The 16726-nt window shown below is 65.2% G+C and carries 16 protein-coding genes and 3 tRNA genes; 6 read left to right on the forward strand and 13 right to left on the reverse strand.

Annotated features, from left to right (window positions below):
* Positions 1-138: 138 nt before the first annotated feature.
* A complete protein-coding gene (gene chrA, locus CUREI_RS09210; RefSeq protein WP_051952317.1) occupies positions 139-1233 on the forward strand; it encodes a chromate efflux transporter in 1095 nt (364 codons plus the stop codon).
* A gap of 112 nt (positions 1234-1345) precedes the next feature.
* Here the strand turns inward: chrA and CUREI_RS09215 are convergent, their stop codons facing one another.
* The 4 genes from CUREI_RS09215 to zupT form a co-directional block, all read right to left on the reverse strand.
* Complete coding sequence (locus CUREI_RS09215) at positions 1346-1543, reverse strand: hypothetical protein (protein ID WP_144242449.1); 198 nt, start codon at positions 1541-1543, stop codon at positions 1346-1348.
* An 80-nt stretch (positions 1544-1623) separates the two neighbouring features.
* Positions 1624-1697, reverse strand: a tRNA-Asp gene (locus CUREI_RS09220).
* Between the two features lies 1 nt (position 1698).
* A tRNA-Glu gene (locus tag CUREI_RS09225) sits at positions 1699-1771 on the reverse strand.
* An 89-nt stretch (positions 1772-1860) separates the two neighbouring features.
* Positions 1861-2646, reverse strand: a complete 786-nt coding sequence (gene zupT, locus CUREI_RS09230; protein ID WP_038612916.1) for a zinc transporter ZupT — start codon at positions 2644-2646, stop codon at positions 1861-1863.
* A gap of 66 nt (positions 2647-2712) precedes the next feature.
* On the opposite strand from zupT, the gene CUREI_RS09235 reads away from it, so the two are divergent.
* Positions 2713-3579, forward strand: a complete 867-nt coding sequence (locus CUREI_RS09235) for an urea transporter (RefSeq protein ID WP_069202897.1) — start codon at positions 2713-2715, stop codon at positions 3577-3579.
* 12 nt (positions 3580-3591) lie between these two features.
* Here CUREI_RS09235 and CUREI_RS09240 read toward each other — a convergent pair whose 3' ends face one another.
* The 3 genes from CUREI_RS09240 to CUREI_RS09250 form a co-directional block, all read right to left on the reverse strand.
* Positions 3592-5295: an alpha-keto acid decarboxylase family protein gene (locus tag CUREI_RS09240; protein ID WP_038612918.1), complete on the reverse strand. Its 1704-nt coding sequence runs from the start codon at positions 5293-5295 to the stop codon at positions 3592-3594.
* Between the two features lie 141 nt (positions 5296-5436).
* A tRNA-Lys gene (locus tag CUREI_RS09245) sits at positions 5437-5509 on the reverse strand.
* A gap of 53 nt (positions 5510-5562) precedes the next feature.
* A complete protein-coding gene (locus CUREI_RS09250) occupies positions 5563-7071 on the reverse strand; it encodes an acetyl-CoA hydrolase/transferase family protein (protein ID WP_038612920.1) in 1509 nt (502 codons plus the stop codon).
* Positions 7072-7259: 188 nt separating this feature from the next.
* Between CUREI_RS09250 and dusB the strand changes: the two genes are divergently transcribed.
* Entirely contained in the window at positions 7260-8420 is a 1161-nt protein-coding gene (gene dusB / locus CUREI_RS09255; protein WP_144242450.1) for a tRNA dihydrouridine synthase DusB, read from the forward strand.
* A 28-nt stretch (positions 8421-8448) separates the two neighbouring features.
* Entirely contained in the window at positions 8449-9180 is a 732-nt protein-coding gene (gene phoU / locus CUREI_RS09260; protein WP_330216988.1) for a phosphate signaling complex protein PhoU, read from the forward strand.
* Between the two features lie 9 nt (positions 9181-9189).
* Here the strand turns inward: phoU and pstB are convergent, their stop codons facing one another.
* The 5 genes from pstB to mshD form a co-directional block, all read right to left on the reverse strand.
* Positions 9190-9966 carry a phosphate ABC transporter ATP-binding protein PstB gene (gene pstB, locus CUREI_RS09265; RefSeq protein ID WP_038612925.1) on the reverse strand — a complete coding sequence of 259 codons (777 nt, stop codon included), beginning with the start codon at positions 9964-9966 and terminating at the stop codon, positions 9190-9192.
* A gap of 32 nt (positions 9967-9998) precedes the next feature.
* Positions 9999-10826 carry a phosphate ABC transporter permease PstA gene (pstA, locus tag CUREI_RS09270; protein ID WP_038614365.1) on the reverse strand — a complete coding sequence of 276 codons (828 nt, stop codon included), beginning with the start codon at positions 10824-10826 and terminating at the stop codon, positions 9999-10001.
* A gap of 151 nt (positions 10827-10977) precedes the next feature.
* Entirely contained in the window at positions 10978-12072 is a 1095-nt protein-coding gene (gene pstC, locus CUREI_RS09275) for a phosphate ABC transporter permease subunit PstC (protein ID WP_038612927.1), read from the reverse strand.
* Positions 12073-12226: 154 nt separating this feature from the next.
* A complete protein-coding gene (gene pstS, locus CUREI_RS09280) occupies positions 12227-13378 on the reverse strand; it encodes a phosphate ABC transporter substrate-binding protein PstS (RefSeq protein WP_038612929.1) in 1152 nt (383 codons plus the stop codon).
* Between the two features lie 165 nt (positions 13379-13543).
* The gene (gene mshD / locus CUREI_RS09285; RefSeq protein WP_038612931.1) at positions 13544-14416 is read right to left on the reverse strand and encodes a mycothiol synthase; all 873 of its coding nucleotides are present in this window, start codon (positions 14414-14416) and stop codon (positions 13544-13546) included.
* Positions 14417-14450: 34 nt separating this feature from the next.
* Between mshD and CUREI_RS09290 the strand changes: the two genes are divergently transcribed.
* Entirely contained in the window at positions 14451-15176 is a 726-nt protein-coding gene (locus tag CUREI_RS09290; protein ID WP_236627185.1) for an LmeA family phospholipid-binding protein, read from the forward strand.
* Positions 15169-15825, forward strand: coding sequence for an FABP family protein (locus CUREI_RS09295; RefSeq protein WP_038612935.1), 657 nt, complete (start codon positions 15169-15171; stop codon positions 15823-15825). Before CUREI_RS09290 ends, CUREI_RS09295 begins: the two co-directional genes overlap by 8 nt.
* On the opposite strand, the gene CUREI_RS09300 is transcribed toward CUREI_RS09295, so the two are convergent.
* Positions 15822-16724: an aminodeoxychorismate lyase gene (locus CUREI_RS09300; RefSeq protein WP_038612937.1), complete on the reverse strand. Its 903-nt coding sequence runs from the start codon at positions 16722-16724 to the stop codon at positions 15822-15824. The genes CUREI_RS09295 and CUREI_RS09300 overlap by 4 nt on opposite strands.
* Positions 16725-16726: the final 2 nt, after the last annotated feature.

Below are 16726 nucleotides of genomic sequence, written 5' to 3' on the forward strand. Positions count from 1 at the left end.
TGCAACTTTAGTTATATCTGGCCAATTGCAACTTTAGTTATATCTGGCCAACAGGTGACGTACAGAGTTTTACTATCTTTGAAGGGAATCTCGTCTTAAAATTCAACAGATGGAACAGGTGGAACGAAGGGAGCTAGCATGACTTCGCCATTGCGCATCTTCAGAATCTTCCTCCGCCTCGGCTGCACCTCGTTCGGCGGGCCGACGACGCACCCGGGGTATTTCCGCGACGAATTCGTGGAGAAGCGGAAGTGGTTTTCGGACAAGCAGTACGCCGACCTGGTGGCGCTGTGCCAATTCCTGCCCGGGCCGGCGTCGAGCCAGGTGGGCATGGCGATCGGCCTGCAGCGCGCCGGGTGCCTGGGCATGTTCCTGGCGTGGGTGGGCTTCACGCTGCCGTTGGTGCTGCTCATGGTGGCGTTCGCGCTGGGCGTCGCGCAGTTGGGCGATATCAGCGAGGCAGGCTGGCTGCTCGGTCTGAAGGCTGCGGCTGTCGCTGTCGTGGCGCAGGCTGTGTACGGCATGACGAAGAACCTGGTCACCGGCAAGATTCACGCCGCGATCGCCGTGGCTGCGCTGGTGCTCGTTCTGCTCGTGCCGCACCCGCTCATCCAGGTCGGGGCGATCGTGCTCGGCATTGTTGCTGGTCTGGCGTTCCTGCGCGTCAAGAAGGAGGCGGACGACCAGCCCCAGGCTGAGAGCGGGTCGCGCACCTTCGGCATCGTCTGCCTGGTGCTGTTCTTCGCGTTGCTGTTTGTGCTTCCGCTGGTGGCGAGGCTGATCGGCACGACCGGCGCGGATATTTTCGACACCTTCTACCGCGCGGGCGCCCTCGTCTTCGGCGGCGGCCACGTGGTGCTGCCGCTGCTGGAGACCGTCACGGTCGGCCCCGGGCTGTACCACAAGAGCTTGGAGATCCAGCGCCAGAACGTGCGCAATTGGGACGCCGCCGTGGCCGACTGGGCCGCCCGCGAGGGTGTTGCAGGGACCCCGGCCGCCTTCAAACCCTTCGCCGAATCGCTCTGGCTCGACCTGCACGAGGACCCCGATGCGCCCGCTTCAGGCGGCAGCTTCGGCTACCGGCTCGGCCGCAACACCCTGGTCCAGCTACTGCGCTCCCAGCGCGAGGTGGGGATCAGCCACGTCATGGTCAATTTCCGCTCCAGCAAGCGCTCCGCCGAGGAGCAGATCGACGAGCTGATCGAGTACGTCATCCCAGCTCTCGAGGACTAGTGGATCTAGATTCAACCCGGCCGCGGCCTTGGACCTAAAACCCCAGGTCAGATTTGGTTTCCGCGGCAACCACGCAATCTAGATCCACCACCCCCGGCTACACCCGGCCCGGCTAGACCCGGTCCAGCGCCTCCGCGAATCGCGCGGCGGTGCCGTCGACATCGGCCCACTTGTCCAGGCCGAACAGGCCGATGCGGAAGGCGGAGAAGTTCTCGGGTTCGCCAATCTGCAGCGGGACGGCGCCGGCGATCTGGATGCCCGCCTGTTTGAAGGCGGAGCCGTTGGCCTGCTCGGGTGCGGTGGCGTGCATGACCACGAAGGAGTATTCACGGTAGGCAACCGTAGCGCCGTCGCAAAGCAAAAAACTCGAGGCGAACCTCGAGCGAAGAGCGACCCTGACGGGACTTGAACCCGCGACCTCCGCCGTGACAGGGCGGCGCGCTAACCAACTGCGCCACAGGGCCGTACCCCCAACGGGATTCGAACCCGTGTTGCCGCCGTGAAAGGGCGGAGTCCTAGGCCTCTAGACGATGGGGGCGCTGCATGACAGCTTGCTCAGCATACGACAGGGCTGCTGTAGCGACCAAATGAGCACTACAGGGGCCATTGTCGTTGCGCGCGGAGGCATTATCCCGGGAGGATGAGCAGGCTGACCGCCATGACGGCCATGCCAGCGATGAGGCCGTACACGGAGGTGTGGTGCTTGCCGGTCTGCATCGCCGTAGGCAGTAGCTTGTCCAGGCTGACGTACACCATGATGCCGGCGATGGCCGCATAGGCGACGCCGAGCGTTGCGGGGCCCAGGAACGGACGCAGCAGGAGGAAGCCGATGAGAGCGCCCAGCGGCTCGGCGAGACCCGACAGGGTTGCCCAGCCGGCCGCCTTCCACTTGGAACCGGTTGCCTCCCGCAACGGCACCGCCACCGCCACGCCTTCCGGAATGTTGTGGATTGCGATGGCGATCGCGATGGGCAGGCCGAGCGTCGGGTCTTCGAGCGCCGAGATGAATGACGCGAACCCCTCCGGGAAGTTGTGCACGGCGATGGCCAGGCCGGTGACCACACCGATGTTGCCCATGGCATTCGCGCCCGAGTGGTCCTCGTGCGGGTTGATGTTTTCCGGCACGAAACGGTCAATCAAGGCGATGACCGCGATGCCGGCGAAAAAGGCGACGGTCCCCCACAGTTGGCCGCGCATCCCATCGTCGGTGAGCGTGTCGCTGCCCTGAGGCAGGAGCTCCACCATCGAGATATACACCATCACGCCGGCCGAAAAACCCAGGGAGGCGGCGAGGAATCTGTCACTGGGATTGCGCTTCAGGGCTACCAAAAGGCCCCCTAGACCCGTAGCCAAACCCGCAAACATCGATAGGCCAAACGCCACCGCAACAGCTGAGAAACCCAGCGCTTCCATTTCCATGTAAGGCAATCTAATCTCCCGCCGCGCGAGCTCGGCCCAGAGGGGCGTATATTCCCCAGCATGGCTCCGATACTTCCCGCAGTGCGTGCGTACTTCCGCGGGTTCTCTCAAATCTTCCTCGCGCAGAACGCGCTGAGCGGGTTGCTGGTCATCTGTGCGATGGCACTGAGCAGCTGGCAGCTAGCAGCGCTCGCGATGCTCGGCAGCGCCGTGCAGCTGGCATTTGCCGCAGCACTGCATGTCGACGGCGCCTCCCGTGGCCTCATGGGATACAACGGCGCCCTCGTTGGGGCTGCAGCCGCCGCCTCCGGCGCGCCGCTGCACATTGCGGCCACCCTCACCGTAGCGGGCGCTGCCGCGGTGATTCCGCTGCAGCAAGTCTTTGACCGCGTCCCTCGCATTCCCGCCGTCACAGCCCCCTTTTGCATTGTTGCGGGGCTCCTTTTCGGCCCGCTGGGTAATCTGTGGGAAACGACCCCTCCGGTCTCATCATCACAGCTGAGTACCGGTCTCACTAGCGGCCTTTTCGACGGTTTTTCGGAGGTGGTCCTGGCAGACGGAATTGTGCCCGGGCTGATCATCCTCGCCGCCCTATGCGTCGCGTCCGTGCAGGTCGGCGGGTTCGCGTTGGTAGGCAGCGCGCTCGGTTTGGCACTCGCGTGGGCGGTGCACGCAGACGTGGAAACCGTCTCCACCGGCATGTTCAATTACTCGGCGGTTTTGACAGCCATTGCGGTGGGGACGGTGCTTTGGCCGCGCGCCGGCTGGGCGGCGCGTCTTGCTGGAGCTGCAGCGGGCGTGGTGCTCACCCTGTGTATCCAATGGGCGATGTCGGGCCTGCCCGTCCCCACGTACACGTGGCCGTTTGTCATCACCGCGTGGATTTTCGCGCTGCTTCCTACCCCCGCCGAGGCCAAGCGGGGATAGCGCGCACCCGGCTTACTGCTGTGTAGCGGGCGGGCGGCCGATTGCGGCGGAGACCGGCTTGCCCCACTTCACCAGATCCTGGGTCATGTCGTCGTGGGGGATCTGGGCCTCGATCAGCACCGGGCGGCGGGTGCTCGCGCGTGCGACGCGGAGCGCGTCGCGAAGCTCGCCCGCGGTGGTGGCGGTGATCCCTATACCCTCGCCGTCCTCGGCGTTGAACGCCTTGATCAGGGCCGCGTAGTCCCAGTTCTTGTAGTAGTTGTACGGCCCCTCGTGGAGAGCAGACTCGATGACGTAGCCCGTGTTGTTCACCACAATGACGGTGATGTTGTCCTCGTAGCGGATCATGTTGCACACCTCTTGCGCGGTGAGCTGGAAGGAACCGTCGCCGACCATGAGGATGGTGTGGTGGTCCTGACCCTTGGCCACTGCGTAGCCGTGCGAGGACGGCACGGACCAGCCGATGGCACCCCACTGCATCTCAATTTCAAAACCGGCGTCGGCGGGCAGCTGCATGTGCAGGCCGTTGAACCAGGAGTCGCCGGTCTCGGCGAACAGGGTGGAGTTGCCGTCGATCAACTCGTTGATCTGGTGCACCATCTCAGCACGGGTGAGCTGCGCCGAGTCATCGGCAGGGGTGTATTCGGCCTGCTGCCCGGTGACGTCGTCGCGGTTGTACTGGTCGATCGTTGCGGTGTTGCGCTCCACCTTGCCGGCGAGCGCCTCAAGCACCGCCGCGATGGGCAGGCCGGTGTACGTGGCCTCGGGCGTGGTCACACCGTTTTCGGCGATCGCGATATAGCCGCTCTCCGACGGCACGGTGGTGGTCCACCCCACCGTGGAGTAGTCGGTGAACATCGGGCCCGCCGCGAGCACGCAGTCAGCGAGGTCCACCACGGCCTCAACGCCCGGCGCGGACGATGTGCCCAAGTAGTGCCCGATGTACTGCGGGTGGTCTTCGGGGAAGAAGCTCTTCGCGTTCGGCTGCACAGCCACGGCGCATCCGATTGCCTCCGCCACCCGCCGAAACGCCTCGACGGCACCGTACGGGCGCAGATGCGGTCCGGCCAGCAGGAGCGGCTTCTCCGCAGCGTTGAGCTGGGCCGCGATCTCCGTGGCGGCCTTCTCCACTGCCTTGTGGTCGTAACCGACCTCCCACGCCCGCTCAAACCGCGCCGGCTGGGGAGCAGGGCATTCGGCGTCCGCCAGATTGGACGCGATTTCGATGTAGCAGGGCTTGGACTCGCGCAGGGCGGTGGCGATGGCGTCGTCGATCTTTGCCGGGGCCTCCTCCGCGGTGAGGATGCGCACCGTCTTGCAGGTCACCGGGCGGAACATTTCCTCCTGGTAGGAGTAGTCCGTGGTGCCGATGGTGTGGTGCAGGAACCGCCCCGAAGCCTCGTCGTTGGTGTTGTAGCCTGCGGAGATGAAGATCATGGGCAGGCGCTCCGCGTAGGCGCCGGCGACACCGTTCAGCGCGGAGAACGCACCGACGTTGAAGGTGATCACGCATGCCGATGCGCCGTTCGCGCGGGCGTAGCCCTCGGCCGCATAGGCGGCGTTGAGTTCGTTGGTGCAGCTCATCATCTGCAGATTCTCGTTTTTGAGCAGTTCGTCCAAAAGCTGCAGGTTGTAGTCGCCCGGGACCTGGAAGTAGTGCTCCAAGCCGATCTGCTCCAAGCGGGTGGCCAGGTAGTGGCCGACAGTAGTTGCCATGGTTCGCCTTTCCTCAACGGTGGGTGGGATACCAACGGTAGGCGTAAGTTACTTTGATAGCACCATAATCTCGGTGACTGCCAGCCCGGGATGTGACGCACAGAACAAACCCCCGCTGCAGTGCGCAGCGGGGGTTAGCGGTGGGCCCTCCGGGGCTCGAACCCGGGACCTGCGGATTAAAAGTCCGTAGCTCTACCAACTGAGCTAAAGGCCCGCAGGGTCCCATGGTAGCCCCCAGGGCCGTGAGCCCGGTAATCGGGTCGGATTTTAGCCCTCCTTCATCATCGTGCCGGTCTCCTCCATGCGGATGTGGAAGTCGAAGGCGTGGCGCAGGTCATGCGGAGTTGCCTGGTACTTGCACTTGGAGGCGAGCTCGACATACTCCTCCAGCAGCGGGCGGTAGGACGGGTGCGCGATGGAGATCATCTTCGCGGGACGGTCGCGCGGGGCGAGGCCGCGCAGGTCCGCAACGCCGTACTCGGTGATGAAGACCATGGCGTCGTGCTCGTTGTGGTCGATGTGGGACGCGAACGGCACGATGGCGGAGATGGCGCCGTCCTTCGCCACCGACGGAGAGATGAACGTGGAGATGTAGGCGTTGCGGGTGAAGTCGCCGGAGCCGCCCAGGGCGTTCATCAAACGGGAGCCGTTGATGTGGGTGGAGTTGGCGTTGCCGTAGATGTCCGCCTCGATCATGCCGTTGGAGGCGATCAAGCCGGTGCGGCGGATGACTTCGGGGTGGTTGGAGATGGACTGCGGGCGCAGGATGATGGACTCGCGGTAGCGCGACGCCTCCCTGTTCATCTTCTCCGCGTACTCCGGCGACAAGGAGAAGGAGGTGGCTGAGGCGACGGTCATCTTACCGGCGTCGATGAGGTCGACCATGCCGTCCTGGATCACCTCGGTGTAGGCCTGGATGTTCTCGAACTTGGACTCCATCAGGCCCGCCATTACCGCGTTGGGCACGTTGCCCACGCCGGACTGCATGACGTAGCCGTCGTAGGTGAGCCGGCCAGCTTTGACCTCGTTTTCCAGGAAGTCGAGGAAGTTGCCCGCGATCTGCTCGGAAACCTCGTCCGGCGCCTTGAACGGGGCGTTGCGGTCCGGGTCATTCGTCTCAATGACGGCGACGACCTTGTCCGGGTCGATCTCGATGTAGGTGGCGCCGATGCGGTCCCCGCACTTGGTGATCGGGATCGGGACGCGGTTCGGCAGTGGCGGCACGGTCCAGATGTCGTGCATGCCTTCGAGCTCCTCGGACTGCCACGAATTCACCTCGATGATGATCTTCTTGGCCGCGTTGAGGAACTCGACGGAGTTGCCCACGGACGACGACGGCACAATGTTGCCGTCTTCGGTGATGCGCACGGCTTCCACGATGGCCAAGTCGACCTCGCCGAAGAAGCCCTCCTCCACCATCATGCCGGAGTGGGACAGGTGGATGTCCTGGAATTTCAGCTCGCCGGCGTTGATCTTGTTCCGCATGGTCGGGTCCGACTGGTACGGCATGCGGTAACGCAGCGCGTTGGCCTCCGCAAGCACGCCGTCGCACTCCGGCGCGGTGGAGGCACCGGTGTACATGTCGATGGAGAAATCCTGCCCCTTCTCATGCGCGGCCTTCGCCTTCTGCGCAATCGCGGCGGGCATGGCCTTGGGGTAGCCGGCGCCCGTAAAGCCGGAGGTGCCGACCTTGTCGCCGTGGTTGACAAACTGGGCTGCTTCCTCGGCGGTCATAACCTTGTCGCGCAGCTTGGCGCTTGCGATGCGATCGCTCATGATGCTCCCTCAAATCGTTCGCGTGAATTGCTAACAGCGACCACCATATTGTGACCTACGCCCTATGGCTACGAGGAGGGCGGAGCTCGTCGCAAAGCAACAGCTTAACGACGGCCCCGTACCCCCGAACGGGCGTAGCACCGCCGATTGGACGGGAGGCGTGCTGCGCGGGAAGAATGGGCGTCACTATGACTGCAGTTGCCCCCGCCCTAACCATCGGCGGCATTGACCTGAGCTCCCCCGTCATCCTCGCACCGATGGCCGGGGTGACCAACATGCCGTTTCGCGTGCTGTGCCGGGAGATTGAAGAGGAACTCACCGGTACCTCCTCAGGTCTGTACGTCTGCGAGATGATTACCGCGCGGGCGATGGTGGCCCGCAACCCGAAGACGCTGCACATGACCACCTTCGCCGAGGTGGAGACGCCGCGCTCGATGCAGCTGTACACCGTAGACCCCAAGTTCACCTACGAGGCGGTGCGCATGATCGTGGAGGAAGACGTCGCCGACCACGTGGACATGAACTTCGGCTGCCCGGTGCCCAAGGTGACGCGCAAGGGCGGCGGCTGCGCCATCCCGTACAAGCGCCGCCTCTACGGCAACATCGTGGACGCCGCGGTGCGCGCCGCGGAGGGCTCCGGCATTCCGATCACGGTGAAGTTCCGTATCGGCATCGACGACGAGCACCAGACGCACCTGGATGCGGGGCGGATCGCCGCCGAATCCGGCGCGGCCGCCGTCGCCCTGCACGCACGTACGGGCGCGGAGCGCTACTCCGGCGAGGCCCACTGGGATGAAATCGCCCGGCTGGTTGAGCACATGGACGGCACGGGCGTGCCTGTTATCGGCAACGGCGACATTTTCGCCGCCGACGACGCCGCGAAGATGATGGAGCTCACCGGCTCCCACGGCGTCGAGGTAGGGCGCGGGTGCCTGGGCCGCCCGTGGCTGTTCGCCCAGCTGGGCGCTCAGCTGCGTGGTGAGGACATCCCGCCAGAGCCGACGCTCGGCGAGGTCGCACGAATCATCTACCGCCATGCGGAGCTTTTGGCGCAGCACGACGGCGAGGAGCACGCGTGCCGTGACATCCGCAAGCACACCGGGTGGTACTTGCGCGGCTTCCCAGTCGGTGGCGAATTCCGCAAGTCCCTGGCGCAGGTGACCAGTCTGGCAGAACTGCGCGAGCGCCTGGCCCCGATTGCGGGCTCTAACGAGATGGCCGAGCACGCCGACGACGCGCGCGGGCGTCAAGGCTCCGCCGGCAAAATCGCGCTGCCCGAGGGCTGGCTCGAGGACCCGGAAGACGACACCGTGCCAGAGGGCGCGGAGATTGAGAATAACGGTGGATAGGTCCGGGTCCCCGCGGAGTAACAAACGCATGCTGCGCACTGAGTACAGGGAGCACCTCGAGGCGTTTAACCAGGACGTTCTTGAGATGTGCGACACCGTGCGCGAGATCATGGGCCACGCCACCGCCGCGCTACTGGAGCGGTCCTTGGAAGACGCCGAGGCCGCGCTCACAGAGGCGGACTCGCTGAAAGACATCAGTGAGCGCTGCGAGGACCGCAGCATGCGTCTGTTGGCGCTGCAGAACCCCGTCGCCTCGGACCTCCGCCAGGTCGTGTCCGCGATCTACATCGTGGAAAGCTTCGAGCGCATGGGGTCGCTCGCGCGAAACATCGCGCTGCTGGCCCGGCAGCGCCACCCCCACCCCGTGTACCCGGAGGCCCTGCACGGCTACGTGGAGGAACTCGCCCGCCTCGTCTACGAGATGGGTGCGACGACCCGCCAGCTCCTCGTCGAGCCCGACGCCGACGTTGCCGTGGAACTGCACACCATCGACGAGGGTGTCGACGACATGAAGGCCTACCTGTACAGCCTGGTCTCGGACCGGGAGTGGGAGTACTCCACCCGCGAGGCCGTCGACCTGTCCATGCTGGCGCGCTACTACGAGCGCTACGCGGACCGCTGCGTCAGCGTCGCCAGCCGCATGGTTTTCCTGATCACGGGGCTTAAGCCCGAGGCGTACCTCCGCCAGCGCGACGAGGTGGATTACGACCCGGAGCAGAAGTTCGCCACCATCGAGCGGAAATTCCGCACGCGCGGCTGACGGGACGCTCTAGCCGAAGCGGCCGGAGATGTAGTCTTCGGTCTCTTTCTGCTCTGGGTTTTCGAAGATGGTGGTGGTGTCGTTGAACTCCACCAGGTGGCCCGGCTTACCGGTGGCCTCGAGGGAGAAGAACGCGGTCTTGTCGGACACACGGGCTGCCTGCTGCATGTTGTGCGTCACGATGACGATGGTGAAGTCGTTCTTCAGCTCGTGGATGAGGTCCTCCACTGCGAGGGTGGAGATCGGGTCCAGGGCGGAGCACGGCTCGTCCATCAGGAGCACCTCCGGGCGCACCGCGATGGCGCGGGCGATGCACAGGCGCTGTTGCTGGCCGCCAGAGAGGCCGCCGCCCGGCTTGTCCAGGCGGTCCTTGACCTCGTCCCACAGGTTCGCGCCGCGCAGGGACTGCTCCGCGACCTCCTTGAGCTTCTTCTTGTCCTTTTCACCGGAGAGGCGCAGGCCCGCGACCACGTTGTCCTCGATGGACATGGTCGGGAACGGGTTGGCCTTCTGGAACACCATGCCGATGGTGTTGCGCACGGCAACCGGGTCGACGTCCTTGCCGTAAATGTCGTGGCCGTCGAGCAGGATCTCGCCCTTCACGGACGCGTTCGGGATGACCTCGTGCATGCGGTTGAGGGTGCGCAGCACGGTGGACTTGCCGCAGCCCGACGGGCCGATGAAGGCCGTGACGGACTTCGCCGGGATCTGCATGTTGACGTTCTGCACGGCGTGGAAGTCGCCGTAGTAGATGTTGACGTCGTTGAGTTCGAGCTTGGTAGACATCTGGGTTTCTCCTGGAGGGGTACGCGGGTGGGTTACTTCTTGACCGAGTAGCGCTTCGCCACAAAGCGTGCGAGCAGGTTGAGAGTGACAACGAGGATCACGAGCGTCAGCGCCGCGCCCCAGAGTCGGTCGTTTGCCGGGCCGGTGGCACCGGACTTCCACATGTCCAGCATGAACAGCGGCAGCGAGGACTGCGGCTTGTCAAACATGTTGAACCAGTTGGTGGTCGGCGTGGAGCCGACGAGGATGAGCACCGGGGCGGACTCACCCATCACACGGGCGATGGCGAGCATGACACCGGTGACGATGCCGGATAGCGCCGTCGGCAGCACGATGCGCACGATGGTCTTCCACTTTGGAACGCCCAGTGCATAGGACGCCTCGCGCAGGTCCATGGGCACCACGCGCAGCATCTCCTCGGTGTTGCGCACCACGACCGGGATCATGAGCAAGATCAGCGACAGGGACACCGCGAACCCGGAGCGCTGCTGGCCCAGGATGGTGATCCACAGGGCGTAGACGAACAGCGCCGCGACGATGGAGGGCACGCCGGAAAGGATGTCCACCATGAAGGTGGTCAGCTTGCCCAACTTGTTGCCGTTGGAGTACTCCACCAGGTAGATGGCGGTGAAGATGCCGATCGGGATGGAGATCAGCGACGCGATCAGCGTCTGCATGATGGTGCCGGCAATGGCGTGCAGTGCGCCGCCGCCCGGCTTGGAGGAGCGCACGCCGACCATGTCTTCGGTCCACCAGGCCGGGTCGAGCACGGCGCCCATGCCGCGGGAGACCACCGTGACTAGCAGCCACACAAGCGGAATCAGAGCGACGATCATGCACAGCCACATGAGGCCGCCCATGATGGAGTTCGTGGTCTTGCGGCCGGAGGCGATGTCCGTGAACGGGTTGTCGCCGCCGCGCGATGAGCGGGTGGACGGAGCGGGCTGCTGGGTGGCTACCTGGGAGGAGCCGTTGTTCGGTACTGCAGTAGACATTTTTACCTTCCGCTCCTTACTTGTTGACGATCGCGCGGGCGATCGAGTTGACGATGAAGGTGAGCAAGAACAGCACCAGGCCGGCGGCGATGTAGGCGCCCGCGGAAACCGGGTTGTTGAACTCCGCCGCGGCGTTGGCGATCGCGGTAGCGAAGGTGGTGCCGCCGTCGAACAGGGAGCCGCGGAACTCGTTCGCCGGTGCGACGGCCATGTACAGCGCCATGGTTTCGCCCAGTGCGCGGCCCAGGCCCAGCATGGAGCCCGCGATGAAGCCGGACATGCCGAACGGGATCACGGTCATGCGGATGACTTCCCAGCGGGTGGCGCCCAGTGCGAGCGCGGACTCGATCTGGCCGGGAGGGGTCTGCACGAAGATCTCTCGCGCGGTCGCGGCGATGATCGGCAGAATCATGATGGCCAGCACGATGCCGCCAGTCATCATGTTGCGGGCCGTAGAGAACGGCGGGGAGTTCTGGTAGGTGGCGAATAAGAAAAAGTCGCCGCCCCAGCTGTTAACCCAGCTGTAAAAGTCGCCCAGCAGCGGGCCGAGCACCTGCGCACCCCACAGGCCGTACACGATGGACGGCACGGCGGCCAGCATGTCCACCAGCGTGCCCAGCGGACGCACCAGGTTTGGCGGGCAGTAGTTGGACAAGAACAGCGCCACACCGAGCGCGATCGGCATTGCGATCACGAGCGCGATCACCGAAATGGTCACCGTGGAGAAGAACAGGTTCGGGATACCGAACTGCATCGCATCCAGGTTGGACGTCTGCCACTGGCCGCCGTAGGTGAAGAAGCCCGCCAGGCCACCGTCGTTGCGCAGCAAGGGCGGTAGCGCCTGGATGAGCAGGAAGATGCCGATAGCCGCGACAAGCACAGTAATCAGGGTTGCGGAGGCAGTGGAGAGGAACTCGAAGACGCGGTCGCCCGGGCGCTTCACGCCGGCGCCGTTGCTGGCACCCCCCGCAATCGGCGTGTTCTCGGTCGCGGGATCTTCGCCCTTACTCACTGGGGCGCCCGTGGAGTCTTGAATTACAGGATCGGTCTTTGTCGCGGGCCCTGCGCCGCGGTCGTCGTGCTCGGAAGCCGGCAGTTCGTTGTCAGCCATGTGCTCGAATCCTTCGAAGATGAAACGTTGTGGTCGGCGGCGCAAGCGGGTTCCCTCCGCTTCGCCGCATAGAGAGACCCCCGTGATCGGAATCAGTGGGGGGTCTATCTGCCTCCTACGGCCCTAGACCGCAGAGACCGGGTTCCAGAGTGACTTACTGGATGGCGTTGATCGCCTCGCGCAGGCGCTCAGCGTGTGCGCCCTTGACCGGGATGAAGCCCTCGTCGGCGAGCTCCTCGTCCTGGCTGTCAAGTGCGACGTTGAGGAAGTCCTTGACCATGTTGGAGGTCTCCTCGTCGTAGCCGGCGGAGCAGACGATCTCGTAGGTGGTCAGCACCAGCGGGTACGCACCCTCGGCGTCGGTGGTGAACAGCTTCTCGGAGTCGACGACCATGTTGTGGCCCTCGGTGGTGAACTCCAGGTTGTCCAGGGTCTTTTCCACGGCCTCTTCGGTCAGCTCGACCGGACCGTTGCCGAAGTCGATGTTGGCCGTCTTGTCAGCGAAGCCAGCCTCCACGTAGGTGATCGCACCGTCGGTTGCGCTGACCTCCTGTGCCACACCGGAGGAGCCGTTCGCGCCGGTGCCCACAGCGTTCGGGAACGCCTTGCCGGTGGACTCCCACTTGCCGTCGGAGGCGGCGGCCAGGAACTTCTGGAAGTTGTCGGAGGTGCCGGACTCGTCGGAGCGGTAGAAGACGTTGATCGGGGTGTCCGGGAGATCGACGCCCTCGTTGTTCTCAGCGATCTTCGGGTCGTTCCAGGTGGTGATGACACCCTGGAAGATCTCGACGATGTTGTCGACGGTCAGGTTCAGCTCGTCCACGCCGTCCAGGTTGTAGGCGATGGCAACCGGGCCGACGACGAACGGCAGGTGCCAAGCCTCGTTGCCGCCGCAGCGGTCAGCAGCAGCCTGGATTTGGTCGTCCTTCAGCGGGGAGTCGGAGCCAGCGAACACAGCCTGGTTAGCAATGAAGTTCTTCTGGCCAGCACCGGAGCCGGACGGGGTGTACGCGAGCTGCGCACCCGGAACCTCGGATGCGTAGACGGACGCGAAGTAGTCCATCGCGTTCTGCTGGGACGATGCACCCTCAGCAACCAGGGTGCCTTCCTGGCCGGTCAGCTCGTACTCGCCAGAGTTCTGGTCGTCGTCGTTGTCGTTGTTCTCGTCGGAGGAGGCAGCCTCGGTCGCAGACTCAACAGCGGTGGACTCTGCGTTGTCGTCGGAGTCGCCACAAGCGACGAGGGAGGCGGAAGATACTGCAACGACGCCGGCGATTGCGGCGGTGCGCTTGAAGTTACGAATCACGGGATACCTTTCCGGTACAAACAGGTCAGTTTCGAGTATTGGATACAACTATCCAATTACTCACGAGAGCAAACCTACGGAAACCTGGTTAATGGCCGGTAGCCAGTTAAGTGAACAACTGGTGAATTTCTTCGGCCCACTCGATTTCTGCAGGTGGTAGCCAGGCTACCGGTAGACCACGTGACTTTCACGCACAGCGAAACCGAGGTGGCGGTACAGCCTGACAGCAGGCTGGTTATCCGCCTCCACGTAGAGGATGACCTGCGCAGATCCACCCCCAATAAGGTAATTCAGCCCCATCTGCATCAGCGGTCCCCCCAGTCCCTCCCCCCGGTACCGTGAGGCAAGACCAACCACATACACCTCACCAGTCCCATCCGGGTGCCGCTTGGTCCAGTGGAACCCGGCGAGCTCTTTCCCGTAGAACAGCAGCTGCACACCCGCCGGGTCGAACCACTCCGCCTCCATCGCCCGCCGCAGGTGCTCCAGATCCCAGCCCCCCTGCTCCGGGTGCCACGAAAACGCATCGTTGTTCACCTCAAGCCATTGCCTATCGACGGCGTCGCGCCCCCACCGCTCGACCGCTCTGGCGTAATCCAGCGCCTCGAACCCCTCCGGCAGCTCGGCGCCGCCCGCCGGAATCTCCTCGGCGGCGATGCCCATCACCAAAAGCTCACGGTCAACCGTGAACCCGAGTTTTTCGGCGAGCGCCTGCGCCCCGGGGAGGTTGCCGTGCGCCCACAGGCCAGCGTTCGGCCGCTGCTCGCGCACCGCCTCCGCCAGCGCCTCGCCGACGCCCTCGCGTCGGCGCTGCGGATGCACAACGAGCTCCGCCGAGCCGTCCTCGGCGATGCCCGCGCAGGCGATCACCTCCCCGCTGTCTTCCACAATGAGGTGGGTGTGGCGCACGCGCTCGTCGTCAAGCCCCTGCACGAAAGCTTCCGAAAAAGCCGCGATGCCGTCAGCCGCTTCGGCGGCTTCGAGCAGGGGTCGTACGCGGTCGCCGGGGAGGTGGGCGCTTAGGATGTCTGCAGTCATAGCTTTTAAGGCTACGTGCGGAAAAGAGGTCGCGGTGCGGAGAACGGTCATGGTCGTGCTCGCGCTCGTCGCCGCCCTTGGGCTGGCGGACACGGCCGTCGCCTCCCAGGTGGAGCGCACGCTCGCCCCGGCCGGCGCCGAAGCGCAGGTCACAGCCACCCCGTTTGCGCTGTCGGGCGTGAGCGGGCGCATCCCGCGGGTGACCGTGCGGCGCACCGACGCCGACATCCCCGGGCCCGGTGTGGGAACGGCGAGCGTGGAGCTGTTCAACCTCGAGCTGGACACCCCGAAAGACGCGCTGCACGGGGAGATTGTGGGTGCCAACGCCCGCCTCGTGCGCCGCCGCATCCGGCTGGACGGGGTGGGCTTCGGCGAGCTGCTGGGCATCACGGATTTAGACATAGCCAACCCGTACGACATCTCCCCCGCCGGCGGCGTAGCCAGCGAGGCGCGCCTGACCGGCACCGTGCCCGGCGCGGATCAGCCCGCCACCGTGATCGTGACCCTGCGCCTAGCCGACGGGGTGTTTCACATGCGGCCGAGCCAGCTGCTCGAGGTCCCCGACGGCGATGAGCAAGCTGTCCTCGACGGCTTCACCTTCGACCTGGACACCCGCACGCTGCCGCTCGGCGGGCCGGCCGACCTCGTGCAGCTGAACGGCGGCTCGCTCGAGTTTTCCCACGACCGCGTAAACACCGTGGTGGAACCGGCGGATCTCGAGCCGCTGGCGCGAGCGTCTACGCTTGAGAACCATGGCTGAAAACGCAAACACTAACGAGCAGAAGCTGGACGGCAACGAGGCCGTGAACCTCGCGGCCGAGCAGTCGAAGGCGACTGCCCATCGCAACATTCCGGAGCTCGGCTTCGACGACATGCCGCTTGAGGCGGACACCGCCAACCTGCGCTACGGGCCGTCGCTTCACGACGGTCTGCTGGCGCTGCTCCCCCTCGTCGGCGTGTGGTCTGGCTCCGGCCAGGCCAACGACCCCTCCGACCCGGAAGGCGGCGAGTACGCCTTTGGCCAGCAGCTGGTCATCTCCCACGACGGCGAGAACTACCTGCGCTTTGAATCACGCACCTGGCGCCTGGACAGCGAGGGCAACGCCACCGGCGCAGACCAGCGCGAGGTGGGTTTCTGGCGCATCTCGCCGAAGGACGAGATCGAGGTGACGCTGACTAACTCCCGTGGCCTCGTGGAGGTCCTCTACGGCGAGCCCGTCAACGAGCGCGCATGGCAGATCACCAGCGCCTCCACCATCGCCACTGAGACCGGCCCCGCCGCCCACGGCCCCGGGAAGCGGCTGTACGGCCTGATGCCCAACAACAACCTGGGCTGGGTGGACGAGCGCGTCGTCGACGGCGAGATGGTGCCCTACATGTCCGCCGAGCTGAAGCGCGTCGCGGGCTAAGCCAGCGCGCTTTCGATGAGCTGCTTGATCTCCGACTCGTTGCCGGGGGCGGGCAGCTTTGTGCCGTCGAGGCGCTTGACGCGCGCGGCGATACGGGTGGAGCTGACTAGCCACACGGACTCGGCCTTGAACAGCTCGCTGAGGTAGATGTCTTTCGCCTTGCACTTCCACCCGGCCCGCTCTGCGCGCTCGAAGATCGCGGCCTGCGTGGTGCCGGCCAGCACGCCCGCACCCGGCGCAGGCGTGCGCATGCGGCCGCCCTTCTTCACCATCAGCACGCTCGACGTCGCACCCTCGAGCACGCGCCCGGTGCCCGGGTCGATATAGATGATGTCGTCCGCGCCCTGCTCCCCCGCCCAGCGCAGCGCGGCCATGGTCAACGCGTAGTTGAGGGTCTTCGCGCCCTCGCGCATCCACGGCACGTCCGCGTCCACGGCGTAACCCCGCGGGGTGGTCACCACACTCACGCCCCGCTCGCGCTGGCGCAGCACCTCCTTCGGCAGGGGGCGGACAGTGATCCACGCGGTGGGAACGCCGGTGGTTTCGCGCCCACGCGTTAAAGTCCAGGTGCACTTGGCCTCAACCGCCACGCCCGCCTCACCCCCGCGCTCGCGGCAGTAGTCTGCAACCGCCTCCTCCGTCGCACGGGTCCAGTGCTCGCGGCCGGGCTCAGGCAGACCCATCAGCGCGGCAGAGCGGGCGAAGCGCGCGAGGTGCTTGTCCAGGTTCACGGGCGCGCCGCCGCGCACCAGGATGGATTCGAAGACGCCGTCGCCGCGGGTGACGGCCGCATCGTCCCAAAACACGTGCGGCATGTTCGGGTTCTGCCTCCGCACGGAGCCGCCGAACGGCTCCACGAGGTAGATGACGGGTTCGGCCGGGAGCTGGGAAGAAGCCATAG

Source organism: Corynebacterium ureicelerivorans (genome assembly GCF_000747315.1).
Lineage (GTDB): Bacteria > Actinomycetota > Actinomycetes > Mycobacteriales > Mycobacteriaceae > Corynebacterium > Corynebacterium mucifaciens.